Below are 15029 nucleotides of genomic sequence, written 5' to 3' on the forward strand. Positions count from 1 at the left end.
GGGGATATAGAAACCGCCAGCTCAAAATGCCTGTCCGATCCCGATGTAAAACTGCAACCCATCGCCGGTATCGCCCTGAACCGGATAGGCGAGGTCAAAGCGCAGCGGGCCAAACCCGCCCAGATCATATCTGACGCCGATCCCGGCACCGGCGTGGTCTTCGGCACCGCTGCCGACAAAGGACGACGTGTCCACGATACCGTAATCGTAAAATCCCACCAGAGACAGGGCGTCGGTGACCTTGCCGCGAACCTCGCCGGAAAAGCCCAGAAAAGACCTGCCGCCTGCAATGCCCGTTCCGACCGGGATGCCCAGGCTTTCAAAGGGTTGGCCCCGAACCGTGCCAGCACCACCGGAGAAGAACAGGAAGTCCGGTGTCACACCGTCTGCAGGCGGACCAATAACAGAACCCAACTGAACCCGTCCTGCCAGCACCAAGTTTCCACCGGTTCCAAGGCTGGTATAGGCGCGGCCATCAAAAAACATCCGAATGCCGGTATCCGTCCCGGACAACCCAACAAAGGGCATAACCTGAGAATCCAGATAAAACCCACGGGTTGCGCTGACCTTGCTGTCGCGCCGGTCCCATTCCGACCGGAACGGCAGGATGAAATACCGGAATTTGCGACCATCGCCATAGGCGTCGTTTGCGTCCGACCATTGAAAACCGGCAGAAGCTTCGGCGTACAGCCTGTCGGAAAAGGTGCGGCGCGCACCGTATGAAAAGGACGCCACGGTGACATTGTAATTGTCGGTGTTGCGCCGTTCCAGTAAGGCGCTCCAGAACGTGTTGTCGTCCGGACCCAGCCGATCCGGCTGATCCAAGCGCACGCCAATGCGACCGTCCAAGTCCTCGGATCCGCCGATGTTGCGCAATGCGGCCTCAAACCGCAGTCTCTCTGCGCGTCTGAACACGTTTCGATGCGTCCAGCTTGCGGTCACGTCCACGCCATCGCGTGAGGCCAGTTCGACGCCGAATGTCAGGCGGCGTTTGGGCAGGTCTTCGAAGGTTGCGTCGAAGTCCAGCGTTCCGTCCGGGTTGGGTGTCTCCTTTTCCTGAATGGAAACCGTGCTAAACGTTCCTGTCCGGCGCAAGCGGGTTCCCACTTTCTGGATTTTTGCAGGCGAATAAACCTCACCACTTGGAAACCCGGCTATTTTCTCAATCGAGCGGTGCCGGACGTCTGTGTCGCCCTTTATGAACATCTTGCCAAAAGTCAGGCGCCGACCCGGGTTCAGATCGATCTCGGCGTCCAGCCGGGCCTGGGCATGACGCGCAATGACTTTCTGATCTGCAACATCGGCCTTGGCATGACCCGCATCCCGCCAGGCCTGCACACCGGCCGAGGCAGCTTGTTGAATGGCACCGGTTGTCGCGCGCTGACCCGGTGCAAATTCTTGAGGCAGTTCGGTTTCCGGCGCCAGCGGTTGAACGACAGCGGTTCCAAAGGTGAAGGTCGGGCCGGTTTCAATGTCAATCGTGGCGCGGTTGATCTGGGTTGGCACGCTGAAGGAACTGAGATCGGCTGCTTCCTGCCCGTCCAGCTTGATGCTGACAACGGGGCTGAAATACCCTTCGTCATATAGTATCTGAATGATTGTGCGGTAATCGGACAGGGCGGCAGACAGGATTTCCAGCGGCGTATCCAGGCCTCGGGAGTCAGCCGTTGTGATCGACGACGTGTCTTCGATCCGTTGCACAAGATCTTTCGAAGCGCCGGGGATGTTGAGCGTTGTCTCAAGGGCCGACACTGTGGTCGCAGCCAAAGCCAGTATCAGGCCAACAAGCAGGCATATCAGTCTGCCGCGCGGCTTGCTCCCTTTCATCAGATGGCTCCAACTGTCCCTAGTCGAAATCAATTTCGCCGCGTTTTGGTTTTGCCACGGCTGATTAACTTTAGGTTAGAGCATCTGAAACCGGTCGGGGAAAGGGTTTATAGTTTTCCCCGACCAAATAGGCGTCGACTGTGGTTGCGCTATAGGCCGGCGTTTCGGGCCCACCGTATGATGGCAGCGCGGTCTTCGGGCTCCATATATGTGATGTTTGCCGGCGGCATTGCATGGCTCACGCCTGACTGCAGATAGATCTGTTGTGCGTTGCGGGCGATGTCGGCTTCGGTTTCCAGCAGAACGCCCTTGGGCGCCCAGAGGATACCGTCCCACACCGGTTCGCGGGCATGACACATGGAGCAGCGCCCGAGGACGATGTCATGCGCGTCTTCAAAACCATCAGCCGCAGCGAACCTCTGTTCATAAGGCGTCAATGGCTGCGCCTCGGCTTCTTCCAGTGGTTTGTACATGGGTGCAGTCGACAACCACATGATGGCAATGAACAAAAGCGCGGTGACCAGCCAGGTCCATGTCGGGTTACCGGTGCGGGCGTGACGTGTGTTGAAGTAGTGCCGGATGGTGACGCCCATCAGAAATACGAGCGCCGCAATGATCCAGTTGTATTCGGTCGCGAAGGCCAGCGGGTAGTGGTTCGACAGCATCAGGAACACAACGGGCAGCGTGAGGTAATTGTTGTGTGTCGAACGCAGCTTGGCGATCTTGCCGTATTTGGGGTCCGGCGTCCGCCCGTTTTTGAGATCGTCGACCACAATGCGTTGGTTCGGCATGATGATGAAAAACACGTTCGCCGTCATGATCGTTGCCGTGAACGCCCCCAGATGCAGCATCATGGCGCGCCCTGTGAAGATCTGGTTGTAACCCCAGCCCATGGCCACCAGCAGCACGAACAGTAGGATCATCAGCAATGTGGGACGCTCGCCCAGGCCGGATTTGCAAAGATAGTCATAGACCAGCCAGCCGATCGTCAGAGAGGCCGCCGAAATCAGAATGCCTTGCCACAGCGCCAAATCAGCCTTTTGCGCATCGATCAGATAGAGCTCGCCGCCCACCCAGTAGACAACCATCAGCAGCGCCGCACCGCTGAGCCAGGTTGCATAGCTTTCCCATTTGAACCATACTAGGTGGTCCGGCATCCGCTCGGGCGCGACAAGGTATTTCTGGATATGATAAAACCCGCCGCCGTGGACCTGCCATTCTTCACCATCTGCAGGACCTGGGATGTCACGATTCAAACCCAGATCCAGCGCGATGAAATAAAAAGACGATCCGATCCAGGCGATGGCGGTTATCACGTGCAGCCAGCGCACGGCAAAGGCGATCCAGTCCCAGAACACGACAAAGTCGTACATACACAGCGCTCCGATTGCTTGCCGCCACACTAGGCAAGCGGGCTTTTCTTCGGTATTCCCGTATATTGTCAAACTGTATCAAAAAAAACGAGAAGATGTCCTATCTCGACAATATCCGCACCTTTGTCCGGGTCTACGATCTTGGCAGCATGTCCGCTGCCGGTCGGGACATGCGGATTTCACCTGCTGTAACCTCGGCGCGGATTTCGCAGCTCGAGGATCATCTGGGTGTCCGCTTGTTTCAGCGCACGACCCGGAACCTGACACCAACCGAACAGGGCCGCGCGTTTTATCCCGGTGCGGTGTCCGTTCTGGATGCCGTGGACGAGGCCGAGGCTCAGGTCACACATCTGACCGAAGCGCCGCGCGGGTCGCTGTTTGTGGCCGCCCCGCTCGGGGTCGGGCGCCGTTTGTTGGCGCCCCATGTGCCTGATTTCCTTTCAGAATACCCGGAGATTGATATCCGGCTGCGATTAACCGACCGCTCGGTGGACCTGACGACCGAAGGATTGGATCTGGCCTTTTTTATCGGCCAGCCAGAAGACAGCACGTTGCGCATTCGAAAGATCGCCGATTGTCAGCGCGTTCTGTGCGCTGCACCGGACTACGTGAAACGGCGTGGTATGCCCCAAACCGGGGCTGAACTGATCTCGGACCGCCATGAATGCCTGAACCTGCGATTCCCAGGGGCGACCGAATTTCAGTGGATGCTAGACACGTCAGAGGGTCCGAAACGGTTCGCCGTGTCGGGGCGGTTTGAATGTGATGACGGGGATGTGCTGACCGATTGGGCCTTGTCCGGGCAGGGAATTGCGATGAAGCCCGTTTTTGAGGTGGCAGAGCACCTGAAAGCCGGCCGTTTGGTGTCGGTCGCGCCGGAAACGCCGCCCGTGCCGGTACAGATGGCATGCCTCTACACCCATCGCCGCCATCAGGACCCCAAGGCGCGCCTGTTCATGGATTTCATGATCGAGCGGATCGGAAAAGTTGTGCGAAACTCAGAGGTCTGATTGTCAGCTGCCGCGATAGGTCGAATATCCGTAAGGCGATAACAAAAGCGGCACATGATAATGCGCTTCGGCATCTGACAGGCCGAACCGAATTGGGATCTGATCCAGAAACAGCGGATCATCTCCGGCCTGACCCGCGGCGCGCAGATAGTCGCCAGCGTAGAAGACCAATTCGTACATCCCGGTCGCAAAGTCGGCCTGCGGCAGGATCGGGCTATCGGTGCGACCATCCGAGTTGGTCTGCATCTCCAGAAGTTTGCGATGAGAGTTGCCGGACAGTTTGTACAGCGCGATGTTCACTCCTTCGGCGGGACAGCCGCGCGCGGTGTCCAGAACATGGGTTGTCAGATAGCCAGCCACGGGGTGCTCCTTCGTTTCATCATCTTCGCCCCAGTTTGACGCAAACCCCAAATCTCAGGAAATGCCAAAAGAACTGGAAACAGCGTTCGGATTGATTTGATAATCCTGTAAGAGTTTCTAGGCTAAGCCAGTGGAAACACCAAATCGGAATGGAAGATACCATGCAGCCCCCTCGTTATCCCCGCGACATGATCGGATATGGAGCCAACCCGCCGGATGCGCAGTGGCCCGGCGGTGCGAAACTCGCGGTTCAGATCGTGCTGAACTACGAAGAGGGGGGCGAGAACTGCGTTTTGCATGGAGATGCCGCATCCGAGGCGTTTTTGTCTGAAATTGTCGGAGCCGCGCCGTGGCCCGGGCAGCGCCACTGGAATATGGAATCGATCTATGAATACGGCGCACGAGCCGGGTTCTGGCGGTTGCACCGGTTGATGCGGGATTTGCCAATCACGGTTTATGGTGTTGCCACTGCACTGGCGCGATCGCCAGATCAGATGGCGGCAATGAAGGATGCGGGGTGGGAGATTGCCAGCCACGGACTGAAGTGGGTTGAACACAAGGACATGAACGAGGCGCAGGAACGCGCCGAAATCGCCGAAGCGATCCGGTTACACACCGAGGTCACCGGAGAGCGCCCCTTGGGCTGGTACACCGGGCGCTGCTCGGAGAACACGGTGCGTCTGGTGGCTGAGGAGGGCGGCTTTGCTTATGTCGCTGACACCTATGCGGATGACCTGCCATATTGGCTGCAGGCTGGAGACAGAAACCAGTTGATTGTGCCCTATACGCTGGATTGTAACGACATGCGCTTTGCCACGCCGCAAGGGTTCAATGCGGGTGATCAGTTCTTTTCTTATCTCAAGGACAGCTTTGATGCGCTCTATGCAGAAGGCGAAGCCGGAGCGCCCAAGATGCTCTCCATTGGATTGCATTGCCGTTTGATCGGACGTCCGGGTCGGGTGATGGCGTTGAAACGCTTTCTGGACTATGTGCGCAGCGTTCCGGATGTCTGGTTCGCGACTCGTCTGCAGATCGCCGAACATTGGGCGCGGAACCACCCGCCCCTGACGCATCCCCGTCCCTCGCAGATGCGAAGGGAGGATTTTGTGGCGGCGTTTGGGGGTGTTTTTGAACATTCTGACTGGATCGCTGAGCGCGCTTTTGATCTGGAACTGGGGCCGGCCCATGACACGGCGGGCGGGCTGCACAATGCCCTCGCGCGCATGTTTCGATCTGCCTCTGAAGGCAAGCGGCTGGGCGTGTTGACCGCACATCCGGACCTGGCGGGCAAGCTGGCGCAGGCCAAGCGACTCACCAAAGAAAGCACCTCGGAACAGGCCTCGGCCGGGCTGGATGCCCTGACGGATGAGGAGCGCAAGACGTTCACTGACCTAAACCAACAGTACACCGAAAAATTTGGCTTTCCCTTTATCATTGCCGTTCGGGATCATGACAAGGCATCGATCCTGCAGGCTTTCCAGCGTCGGATTGAGCAGGACCGCGATGCTGAGTTTGCCGAGGCCTGTCGTCAGGTCGAACGGATTGCCGAATTTCGGCTGCGGGACATGTTGCCATCATGAGCCGACAAATCCAGGTGGAACCGATTTCGGCGGGCGCGTTCGCCCCGTTTGGAGACTTGATGGACGCATCTGGTCCGCCGGACAAGATCATCAATCAGGGTCAATGTGGGCGTTTTCACGATCTGGCCCAACTGGACTTTTCGGATGGGCGCACGGGTATCAGCCTGTTTGACGCCAACCCACGCGCCTTGCCGTATCGACTGGATATGGTCGAGCGCCACCCGGACGGCAGTCAGGCCTTCATTCCCATGGCGCACCAAGCATTTCTGGTCATCGTCGCTGCGGACGACGGTGGTGTTCCCGGTCACCCCCGCGCCTTTGTCACGGAGCCGGGGCAAGCGGTGAACTACCATCGTGGTACATGGCACGGTGTTCTGACGCCCTTGCATGCGCCGGGTCTGTTTGCGGTGGTCGACCGCATCGGCGCTGGCGCAAATCTCGAAGAGTTCTGGTTCGACACCCCGTACGAGGTCGTTCCGGCCTGAGGCGACAATCCCGCCTCGTCAGTCCGACGCCATCAGGCGGGCAACGTCCAGCATGCGTGCGGAAAACCCCCACTCGTTGTCATACCATCCAAAAACCCGGACCTGGTTTTCTCCCACCATCCGCGTTTCTGGGCCGGCAACAACCAGCGACTCGGGGCGTGCCCGAAGGTCGGAGGACACCAACGGCTCATCTGTCCAGCCGAGAACAGGGCAAACATCAACAGCGTCCCGCCAAGCGGATTCGAAGGTTTCGGCGGCCATCGCGTGTTCCAGCGTAACCACGAGGTCCACGGCAGAAACGCTCGCTGTCGGGACGCGCACCGCTGCGCCCGAGATGCGACCGGCCAGATGTGGCAGGACCACATCGATCAGATGCATCGCGCTCGAGGTTGTTGGCACCATCGAAAGCGCACCGGCACGCGACCGGGCAAGGTCGCCACGCGGCGCGTCGACCATCGGCTGGCTGTTGGTATAGCAATGTATCGTGGTCATATGACCGCTTGCTACGCCACCGATGCCGTCCAGAATCTTGACCAACGGCGCCAGACCGTTGGTAGTGCAGGAGGCATTCGAAACGATCCTGGCACTGCCCAGCTGATCCTCGTTGGCGCCGAGGACGACGGTCAGCTCCGCCGCAGGCGAAGGGCCAGAGATCAGCACTTTTCCCGCCCCCGCAGTCAGACCGCGCCGGGCGACATCCGAACTGCGGGCAATTCCGGTGCAGTCCAGCACGACGTCCACACCGGACAAGTCGACCTTTGCAAGATCGGTACTTTGCGTCATCGGAACGGTTCGCCTGTCCACGATCAATGCGGCGTCCCCAGCCGATACTGCGCCCGGATAGGGGCCAAATGTGCTGTCGTATTTGAACAGATACGCGCAAGTTTCCAGTGGTGCGATATCGTTGATCAACACCAACTCGACATCCGACTCCTTTGGCAACGCAAGAATCTGCCGCAGGATCGTGCGGCCAATGCGGCCGAATCCGTTGATCGCGAGTCTCATGCGCAAGCTATGGCAGGCGGATCAGGCGACCTCAACGAAAGTATTGTACCAATTTCAGTTGCAGCTGACCTGCGAGAAGAACTGGCCCGAGATATTTTGATACATACTCGGCACGATCGGCTTGCACCCGGTGGCCGCCTGGATCGCGGCAATCGCCTGAATTGTCTTCAAGCGTGGCGGCGGACCAAACGGATTCAGGTTGTTGTTGTCCCGAGTGGCCCGATAAACCACTGGAGCATCCGAGACCTGCGTCACAGCCCAGGTGCGGCTCATGACAAAAACGGATTTGGTTTCTTCCTTGGCCACAACAGGCGTTGCGTCAAATGCCGCAAAGCCAATCAGGACCGCCAGGGCCACCATCGTTCCGCGCAATACCATCGAACTGTCTCCAGGCTGAAAAACTCTGTTATTTCACCAGATTCATCGGCTTATGTGAACCCCCGACGGCGAAACGACGTGGAAATGTTGGTTTGCCCGTTCAGCGCTGCGGCAATGACAGGGGCATGTGGCGATTCACATCCTTGTAAAGGAGATAGCGAAAGCGCCCTGGGCCGCCAGCATAGCAGGCCTGAGGGCAGAACGCGCGCAGCCACATGTAATCGCCCGCTTCGACCTCGACCCAATCCTGATTGAGCCGGTAAACCGCCTTGCCCTCCAGTACATAAAGCCCGTGTTCCATCACATGGGTTTCGGCAAAGGGAATCACACCGCCGGGTTCAAATGTCACGATGTTGACATGCATATCGTGGCGCAGATCCTGCGGATCGGCAAACCGTGTCGTCGCCCAGCGCCCTTCGGTGCCCGGCATTGGAACCGGTGCAACGTCGCGCTCGTTGGTGATGATGGGATCCGGCGCAGGCAAACCCGGCACAGCCTCATATGCTTTGCGGACCCAATGGAACCGGGCGGTCTCGTCCGAACGGTTGTGCAGGGTCCACTCGGCGCCTGCGGGGATGTACGCGTACCCGCCGGTTTCCAGCAAATGAGGCTCACCATTCAGCGTCACGGTAACGGCGCCCTCGACAATAAACAGAACCGCCTGCGCCCGGGCGTCGGCTTCCGGCCGGTCGCTGCCACCCCCCGGTTGCACCTCCATGATGTATTGCGAAAAGGTCTCGGCAAACCCGCTGAGCGGACGGGACAAAACCCATAGTCGGGTGCCGGTCCAGAATGGCAGGTAGCTGGTAACGATGTCGCGCATCGTGCCTTTGGTAATTACGGCATAGGCATCGGTGAACATGGCCCGGTCCGTCAAAAGCTGATCCTGGCCGGGGTGTCCGCCAACGGGCGCATAGTAGGTCGGATGTGTCATCTTAGGCCTCGGCATCGTTTCGCAGGCACTATGCTGGGAATGCCTCAGCACTCCTAGGTCCGTGGATGCGATAGGTTTTTTCGGAATAATTTGAAGGTGGGGGGACGGGGCTTGGCCACACACCAACAGCGGTATAATCTTGAGGCAGAACTGATTTCAGCACAGCGAGGCAGGTATGAAAGCCCGGATTTTTTTAGCATTGGTGGCATTGAGCATTGTGGGGTTTGCAGGGGTCGCTCAGTCCAAACCGCTGTCCCGTATAATTGCCGAGATGGGTCTTACCCCTGCTGATTTCGAAGTTGTAACCCAAACCTCGGATGCGTTGCTGAACAGCGGCACGCCAAGCGCGGGGCAGGAGCGGTCGTGGATGAATGAGGAAACGGGGTCCAAGGGTATTGTCCGGGTGCGCGATGTACAGGGCAATTGCGTCAACCTGCAACACTTCGTCCAGCCAGAAGGATCGGATCAAACGCGCGAGGTCAGAACCCGCCGGTGCAAGGACGCCAGCGGGAACTGGCTTCTGACCCCCTGATCGGAACCTGTTGCGGGCTCAGTAGCCCTGGGTCCGATCCACCTCATGCAGCAACGGTTCACCGGCGCTTAACCTCCTGAAATTCTCGGCCACATCGGACAGGGCGTCTCCCAGATGCCAACCGGACACATGCGGGGTGATCGTGATACCGGGATGCCGCCACAGCGGGCTGTGTTCCGGCAAGGGCTCTTGGCAAGTCACGTCCAGCACCGCGTGGCCCGGTGTGCCGCGGTCCAGAGCCGCGATCAGAGCATCTTCGTCGATCAAATCGCCGCGACCGGCATTCAACAGGTGACTGCCGGGTTTCATTCTGGTTAGCATCTCAGCGCCAAACAGCCCGACTGTGCCCGCGGTCGACGGTAGAATCGCGCAGACATAGTCGGATTGGCTCAGCATGTCCGGAAGTAACTCCTCGCCATGCAGGCAGACCACGCCTTCGATCTGCTTTGGTGATCGGCTCCATCCCATGACTTGAAATCCGACCGCATGCATCATTCTGGCCGTCCGAGCGCCGATATGGCCCAGCCCCAGAACGCCGACCACGGTGTCAGGTGTAAAGATCGGCGCTTTGGGTGCCCACTCGGTCCTGTTCTGCGCTTCGGAATAAAAGGTCACGTGCCTTTGGGCCCGCAGAATATAGGCCAGAAACCACTCTGCGATACCTTGCGCGGGCGCATCAGGTTTGAGGCGCGTAACCCGCATGTGATCGGGCAGATCAGGATTGCCAAGTATCGTTTCCACCCCTGCGCCAAGTTTCTGAACCAGCTGAAGATTGGGCAAGCGACGCAGATGTTCGCCCTGCAAACTCACCAACGCAACCATCGTAATCTCGGCAGGGTCCCCGATGGATTCCGGGGTGCGGACGTCCGCTTTGGGAATGTGGCGAAGGATATCCTCAGCGATTTTGGTGTCGCTGATCCAATCGCTCATTCCGGTATCGATCAACAATGCCATTTGCACCGCTCCTGAACTCATTTGTTTGGCGTGACGTCCCGTCACTCAACTGGACAGGGTTGCGGCACTTAAGCCATCCTCGGGGGAAAGGTACAGCCCGGTTCAGGCGCCGGAGGAGGAAGTCTCATGAATATGTCATTCAGCTTGCGCGAGGAAAATCGCGCCCTGCTTCAGCGCGTAAAAGATATGGTCCGGGACGAGATCATGCCGCTTGAAGAGGAATATCAGACGGAAATCAACAAAGGCGACCGCTGGCAGTATACCGAACGTCAGGCCGAGATTCTGGAAGGCTTGAAAGCCAAGGCAAAAGCCGCCGGCCTGTGGAACTTTTGGTTGACCGACAGCAAGAAGGGTTTTGGCCTGACGACTGTCGAATACGCGTATTTTGCCGAGGAGATGGGCAAAACTCCACTGGGTGCCGAGGTGTTCAATTGTTCGGCCCCCGACACCGGCAATATGGAGGTGTTCGAGCGGTACGGAACCGACAAGATGAAGGAACACTGGCTGCGGCCTCTGCTAGATGGTCAAATCCGCTCGGCCTACCTGATGACCGAGCCGGATGTTGCGTCGTCTGATGCGACCAATATTTCGATGTCCTGTGTGCGGGACGGGGACAGCTATGTCTTGAACGGGGAAAAGTGGTGGTCCTCGGGCGCGGGTGATCCGCGCTGCAAGGTCTATATCGTTATGGTCAGAACCGGAGGTGACGCGCAACCGGTTCACAAACGTCAGTCGATGATCGTGGTGCCTGCTGACACGCCGGGTATCGAAGTTTTGCGGCCGATGGAGGTCTACGGCCATGACGATGCACCGCACGGCCATATGCATATCCGGTTCACGGATGTCCGGGTCCCGGCCGAGAACATCTTGCTGGGTGAGGGACGCGGATTTGAGATTGCGCAAGGACGTCTGGGGCCGGGTCGAATTCACCACTGCATGCGTGCAATCGGGCAGGCCGAAACGGCATTGGACCAAATGTGCAAGCGATCCCTGCAGCGTGAGGCCTTTGGCAAGAAACTGGCGCAGCTAGGGGCCAATTTCGACATTATCGCGGAATGCCGGATGGAGATCGAAATGGCCCGCCTGTTGTGCCTCAAGGCGGCATGGTACATGGACCAGGGCGATGCAAGGGCCGCCGCGCCCTGGATCAGCCAGATCAAGGTGGTGGCCCCGCGCGTCGCGCTCAAGGTCATCGACGAAGCCGTTCAGATGTTTGGCGGGCAGGGCGTCAGTCAGGATACATCACTGGCGGCAGCCTGGACGCATGTGCGCACGCTGCGATTGGCAGACGGGCCGGACGCGGTGCATCGCAGGCAGGTCGCGCGCGCCGAGTTGAAGAAGCACACGCAGGAAAAGGTCTGAAGCGAGGTGAGTGGCAGGCAAGCGGAACAGGAGGCTCAGGCCTATTTTCACTTAGACCCCGACGGCGCGTTTGTCGGCAATGACCCAGTGCGTGGGCCTTGGTCTGCCGACCACTGTCATGCTGGACCTGTAACCGGCCTGATCGCGCGTGCCGCCGAGACAGAGGTGGGCCAGGACAAGATGCTGACGCGGCTGACGGTCGACCTGTTGCGCCCGCTGCCTTTGGCGGGTCTTCGGGTTGCCGCCGAGACGACGCGCCACACCAGAACCCTGGCGACGACACGGGTCACCGTACATGATCTCGAAGACACTCTTTGCGCAACGGCAACAACCATGCATCTGGTGCGCAAGGATTTGGGCCACGTTCCCAATGCCAAAACCGACCCCATCAGCTTTGACGACACCGTTGCTGGACCATTCCCGATCCGTCAAATGCGGCACGACCTTCCGGGGTTCACGCATTTTGCGGACGTGGTCTATCCGAAACACGGCAATCAAGGCCCTGGCCCCAAGACCATTTGGATGCGGACACCACAGTTGCTGGAAGGTGAGACCGCTTCGCCCGTCCAATCACTGTGCCCGTTGGCGGATTGCGGAAACGGCATTTCGTGGAACGTGCCGCCGACCGAAATGGGGTTCATGAATACGGACCTGACAGTACATATCCATCGGGAGCCGGTATCGGACTGGCTTGCATCGGACTCGATTTCGCACTGGCAGCCGACGGGTATCGGGATGTCCCAATCCGTTCTGTACGACACCCAAGGGCCAGTCGGTACCGCCCTACAGACGCTGGTTTTGTTCCCGCCAAAGTGACACCGCAGGCTGATTTCGGCACGCGCCCGTAAAACGCGTTGCTGCCGAATGCCCCAACACCTATCTTGAACGCATGCGCTGGCTAGCCACTCTCATGACCTGCTGTTTACCGCTCCCCGCAGCGGCCCACCCGCATGTGTTCATCGATACAGGGTTAGAGTTCATTGTGGACGAGGCCGGGCAGTTGACCCATGTGCGCGTGACGTGGGCCTATGATGAGTTGTACTCTCTGCTATTGCTTGAAGATATGCAGCTGGATCAGGACTTTGACGGCGTTCTGACCGAAAGTGAGCAGGCGCAACTGGCCGGGTTCGATACGCAATGGATGGACGGATATAGTGGCGATCTTGTGGTGCGGAAGTATGGGGCGGGGGTGCCGTTATCCGGGCCGATAGATGCGCGGGCGAGCACCCAGGACGGGCGCATCGTCACGTCCCACCTTCGCGCCGTTCAAGGCGGCGGCATTGCGGCCAGTGGACTGTCCGCCATGGCGTTCGACGAAACCTATTACAAGGCGCATGACGTCAACCTGCCGGTCACAGTGGCCGGGCCGGATTCGTGCCGGATCGATCGTATCGACCCGGATATCGACGGGCAGCTTGCACAGATGCAGGCCTTTTTGCTGACTTTGGACGCAAACTATGACCTTGAAGAGAATGATATTCCCCTAGTTGGGGAGAGTTTCGCGACCGAGATTCTGCTTTCATGCCCAAGTACCTGATTGTTCCGGTCGCCGTCGCGGGCGGTCTGCTGATCTGGTTTTGGGGCAGCGGCGGGTTCGACCATCTGGCGGCCTGGGCTGCCGGTGAGCAAAGAGAATTTCAGAATCAGATCGCCCGCGCGCTGCGCGCGACGCATGCGCAACAGCCTGAGGCCGTTGCGACCCTGTTGACCGTCTGTTTCGCCTATGGGTTCTTCCACGCCATCGGCCCGGGTCATGGCAAAGTTTTGATCGGGGGCTATGGCCTGGGACGCCGGGTTGCCTTTCTGCGTTTGTCAGCCATCAGCGTGCTGTCCAGTCTTGGTCAGGCGGTGACCGCGATCGTCCTCGTTTATGCAGGGGTTTTCCTGTTTCAAATGTCCCGGGAAAGCCTTGTGGGAACGACCGAGCAGGTCATGGCCCCTATCAGCTATGGTGCAATTGCGGTGATCGGCCTGTGGCTGGTGTTCCGGGCCATGCGCAGTTTCGCGAGGCGAAAACGCAAGGAGGCTCAACCTACGCATCACGGCGATCACCAGCACGATCATGGGGCATGTTCGGATTGCGGGCATCGCCATGGACCCAGCGCCGAGGAAGCGGCGCAGGTGGGAAGTCTGCGCGAGGCACTGGTTCTGATTGGGGGGATCGCCGCACGACCCTGTACCGGTGCCCTGTTTGTTCTGATCCTGACGTGGCAGATGGGCATAGCGCCGGTTGGAATTGCGGGCGCTTTTGCGATGGCATTGGGGACTGCTACCATCACGACTCTGGTGGGCTGGACATCCTTTGGGTTGCGTGGAGGGCTGCTGGCCTCGGCATCCGCCACGCGTTTTGCAACGGTTCTGGCCCCGACCATCGAGTTGGTAGCCGGACTAATGATTGTCGTGGTTGCGGGCGGTCTGTTGCTGCGCGCAATCTAGGTCAGTTGAACACCGGCTCGGGGTATCCCACCCGCGCCAAATAGAGCCCTTGGGGTGGACAGACCGGTCCGCACGCAGCCCTGTCAGTCGCTTCCAGCGCGTGCCGTACATCTTCTGGCGACCACGCGCCTGCGCCGACCCGTTCCAATGTGCCGACGAAACTGCGCACCTGATTGTGCAAAAACGACCGGGCGCGCACATGGAAATGAACCTCCGGCCCCGAGAACCCTTGCGCATTCTCCACCCGCAACTCATCCAGAGTTTTGACCGGACTGGCCGCCTGACAGATGGAGGAGCGGAAGGTCGTGAAGTCATGCCGCCCGATCAACATATCCGCTGCCGTCTGCATCGCGTCGACATCCAGCCTGTGGTTGATCCGCCAAACCTGACCTCGATCATGGGTCGCGGGCGCTCGGCGCATCAGAATGCGAAACAGATACTGCCGTTCCGTTGCCGAAAACCTGGCATGCCAGCCGTCGTCAACCTGCGCTGCCGCGACAATCGCCACTGGCTGGGGTTTGAGGTGATAGTTCAACGCCTCTGACAAGCGGAAAGGGTCCCATTCCTTGTGTAGATCGCAATGCGCCACCTGACCAAGCGCATGAACCCCCGCATCTGTGCGACCGGCAGCCGCTATCGTGTGGTCGCCCGGTTGGATCTGCGACAAGGCGATTTCAATCGCGCCCTGAACGGACGGCAAATCCTTTTGCCGCTGCCACCCTGCAAACGGTTCCCCCTGGTATTCGACTTTCAGCGCATATCTGGGCATATCGCGCTGTATCGTGCCGCGCGG

The 15029-nt window shown here is 59.1% G+C and carries 16 protein-coding genes; 8 read left to right on the plus strand and 8 right to left on the minus strand.

The genetic code is table 11. The annotated features are described in order from the left end of the window. Window positions 1-21: 21 nt before the first annotated feature. Both ACR3ES_RS09905 and ACR3ES_RS09910 read right to left on the minus strand, forming a co-directional pair. Window positions 22-1827 (minus strand): autotransporter assembly complex protein TamA, encoded by a 1806-nt coding sequence (locus tag ACR3ES_RS09905; protein WP_480425280.1) that lies wholly within the window; start codon window positions 1825-1827, stop codon window positions 22-24. Between the two features lie 149 nt (window positions 1828-1976). Beyond that, entirely contained in the window at window positions 1977-3200 is a 1224-nt protein-coding gene (locus ACR3ES_RS09910; protein WP_170431881.1) for a urate hydroxylase PuuD, read from the minus strand. Window positions 3201-3295: 95 nt separating this feature from the next. On the opposite strand from ACR3ES_RS09910, the gene ACR3ES_RS09915 reads away from it, so the two are divergent. Next, complete coding sequence (locus tag ACR3ES_RS09915) at window positions 3296-4210, plus strand: LysR family transcriptional regulator (protein ID WP_170431883.1); 915 nt, start codon at window positions 3296-3298, stop codon at window positions 4208-4210. 3 nt (window positions 4211-4213) lie between these two features. Here ACR3ES_RS09915 and uraH read toward each other — a convergent pair whose 3' ends face one another. Further along, window positions 4214-4570 (minus strand): hydroxyisourate hydrolase, encoded by a 357-nt coding sequence (uraH, locus tag ACR3ES_RS09920; protein ID WP_170431885.1) that lies wholly within the window; start codon window positions 4568-4570, stop codon window positions 4214-4216. Between the two features lie 161 nt (window positions 4571-4731). On the opposite strand from uraH, the gene puuE reads away from it, so the two are divergent. Then, the gene (gene puuE, locus ACR3ES_RS09925) at window positions 4732-6150 is read left to right on the plus strand and encodes an allantoinase PuuE (protein ID WP_170431887.1); all 1419 of its coding nucleotides are present in this window, start codon (window positions 4732-4734) and stop codon (window positions 6148-6150) included. Next, window positions 6147-6635, plus strand: a complete 489-nt coding sequence (locus tag ACR3ES_RS09930; RefSeq protein ID WP_170431889.1) for an ureidoglycolate lyase — start codon at window positions 6147-6149, stop codon at window positions 6633-6635. The genes puuE and ACR3ES_RS09930 overlap by 4 nt, the downstream gene beginning before the upstream one ends. Before the next feature lie 18 nt (window positions 6636-6653). On the opposite strand, the gene ACR3ES_RS09935 is transcribed toward ACR3ES_RS09930, so the two are convergent. From ACR3ES_RS09935 to ACR3ES_RS09945, 3 genes are all read right to left on the minus strand, one after another. Next, window positions 6654-7640 (minus strand): glyceraldehyde 3-phosphate dehydrogenase NAD-binding domain-containing protein, encoded by a 987-nt coding sequence (locus tag ACR3ES_RS09935; RefSeq protein WP_170431891.1) that lies wholly within the window; start codon window positions 7638-7640, stop codon window positions 6654-6656. 54 nt (window positions 7641-7694) lie between these two features. Beyond that, the gene (locus tag ACR3ES_RS09940) at window positions 7695-8018 is read right to left on the minus strand and encodes a hypothetical protein (protein ID WP_170431893.1); all 324 of its coding nucleotides are present in this window, start codon (window positions 8016-8018) and stop codon (window positions 7695-7697) included. A gap of 100 nt (window positions 8019-8118) precedes the next feature. Further along, on the minus strand, window positions 8119-8952 hold the full coding sequence (locus ACR3ES_RS09945; protein WP_170431895.1) for a bifunctional allantoicase/(S)-ureidoglycine aminohydrolase: 834 nt from the start codon (window positions 8950-8952) through the stop codon (window positions 8119-8121). Window positions 8953-9127: 175 nt separating this feature from the next. On the opposite strand from ACR3ES_RS09945, the gene ACR3ES_RS09950 reads away from it, so the two are divergent. Further along, window positions 9128-9484, plus strand: a complete 357-nt coding sequence (locus ACR3ES_RS09950; RefSeq protein WP_170431897.1) for a hypothetical protein — start codon at window positions 9128-9130, stop codon at window positions 9482-9484. Window positions 9485-9502: 18 nt separating this feature from the next. Here ACR3ES_RS09950 and ACR3ES_RS09955 read toward each other — a convergent pair whose 3' ends face one another. Continuing rightward, window positions 9503-10438, minus strand: coding sequence for a 2-hydroxyacid dehydrogenase (locus ACR3ES_RS09955; protein WP_170431899.1), 936 nt, complete (start codon window positions 10436-10438; stop codon window positions 9503-9505). Window positions 10439-10564: 126 nt separating this feature from the next. On the opposite strand from ACR3ES_RS09955, the gene ACR3ES_RS09960 reads away from it, so the two are divergent. The 4 genes from ACR3ES_RS09960 to ACR3ES_RS09975 all read left to right on the plus strand — a co-directional run bounded on the left by ACR3ES_RS09960 (window position 10565) and on the right by ACR3ES_RS09975 (window position 14236). Continuing rightward, window positions 10565-11800: an acyl-CoA dehydrogenase family protein gene (locus ACR3ES_RS09960; protein ID WP_170431901.1), complete on the plus strand. Its 1236-nt coding sequence runs from the start codon at window positions 10565-10567 to the stop codon at window positions 11798-11800. A 6-nt stretch (window positions 11801-11806) separates the two neighbouring features. Continuing rightward, on the plus strand, window positions 11807-12616 hold the full coding sequence (locus ACR3ES_RS09965; RefSeq protein WP_170431903.1) for a thioesterase family protein: 810 nt from the start codon (window positions 11807-11809) through the stop codon (window positions 12614-12616). Window positions 12617-12710: 94 nt separating this feature from the next. Then, window positions 12711-13337, plus strand: a complete 627-nt coding sequence (locus tag ACR3ES_RS09970) for a DUF1007 family protein (RefSeq protein WP_480425283.1) — start codon at window positions 12711-12713, stop codon at window positions 13335-13337. After that, window positions 13322-14236 carry a HoxN/HupN/NixA family nickel/cobalt transporter gene (locus ACR3ES_RS09975; RefSeq protein WP_170431917.1) on the plus strand — a complete coding sequence of 305 codons (915 nt, stop codon included), beginning with the start codon at window positions 13322-13324 and terminating at the stop codon, window positions 14234-14236. The genes ACR3ES_RS09970 and ACR3ES_RS09975 overlap by 16 nt, the downstream gene beginning before the upstream one ends. Window position 14237: 1 nt before the next feature. Here ACR3ES_RS09975 and truA read toward each other — a convergent pair whose 3' ends face one another. Further along, the gene (gene truA, locus ACR3ES_RS09980) at window positions 14238-15005 is read right to left on the minus strand and encodes a tRNA pseudouridine(38-40) synthase TruA (protein ID WP_170431919.1); all 768 of its coding nucleotides are present in this window, start codon (window positions 15003-15005) and stop codon (window positions 14238-14240) included. Window positions 15006-15029 lie beyond the last annotated feature (24 nt).

The sequence above is a fragment of the Ruegeria sp. B1 genome (assembly GCF_056535885.1).

Bases quoted from the DNA above. Each gene is read 5' to 3' on its own strand.
- ACR3ES_RS09945 (WP_170431895.1), bottom strand. From the start codon at position 8,952: ATGACACATCCGACCTACTATGCGCCCGTTGGCGGACACCCCGGCCAG.
- puuE (WP_170431887.1), top strand. From the start codon at position 4,732: ATGCAGCCCCCTCGTTATCCCCGCGACATGATCGGATATGGAGCCAAC.
- ACR3ES_RS09940 (WP_170431893.1), bottom strand. From the start codon at position 8,018: ATGGTATTGCGCGGAACGATGGTGGCCCTGGCGGTCCTGATTGGCTTT.
- ACR3ES_RS09975 (WP_170431917.1), top strand. From the start codon at position 13,322: ATGCCCAAGTACCTGATTGTTCCGGTCGCCGTCGCGGGCGGTCTGCTG.
- ACR3ES_RS09955 (WP_170431899.1), bottom strand. From the start codon at position 10,438: ATGGCATTGTTGATCGATACCGGAATGAGCGATTGGATCAGCGACACC.
- ACR3ES_RS09915 (WP_170431883.1), top strand. From the start codon at position 3,296: ATGTCCTATCTCGACAATATCCGCACCTTTGTCCGGGTCTACGATCTT.
- truA (WP_170431919.1), bottom strand. From the start codon at position 15,005: ATGCCCAGATATGCGCTGAAAGTCGAATACCAGGGGGAACCGTTTGCA.
- ACR3ES_RS09910 (WP_170431881.1), bottom strand. From the start codon at position 3,200: ATGTACGACTTTGTCGTGTTCTGGGACTGGATCGCCTTTGCCGTGCGC.
- ACR3ES_RS09950 (WP_170431897.1), top strand. From the start codon at position 9,128: ATGAAAGCCCGGATTTTTTTAGCATTGGTGGCATTGAGCATTGTGGGG.
- ACR3ES_RS09970 (WP_480425283.1), top strand. From the start codon at position 12,711: ATGACCTGCTGTTTACCGCTCCCCGCAGCGGCCCACCCGCATGTGTTC.
- ACR3ES_RS09905 (WP_480425280.1), bottom strand. From the start codon at position 1,827: ATGAAAGGGAGCAAGCCGCGCGGCAGACTGATATGCCTGCTTGTTGGC.
- ACR3ES_RS09930 (WP_170431889.1), top strand. From the start codon at position 6,147: ATGAGCCGACAAATCCAGGTGGAACCGATTTCGGCGGGCGCGTTCGCC.
- ACR3ES_RS09960 (WP_170431901.1), top strand. From the start codon at position 10,565: ATGAATATGTCATTCAGCTTGCGCGAGGAAAATCGCGCCCTGCTTCAG.
- ACR3ES_RS09935 (WP_170431891.1), bottom strand. From the start codon at position 7,640: ATGAGACTCGCGATCAACGGATTCGGCCGCATTGGCCGCACGATCCTG.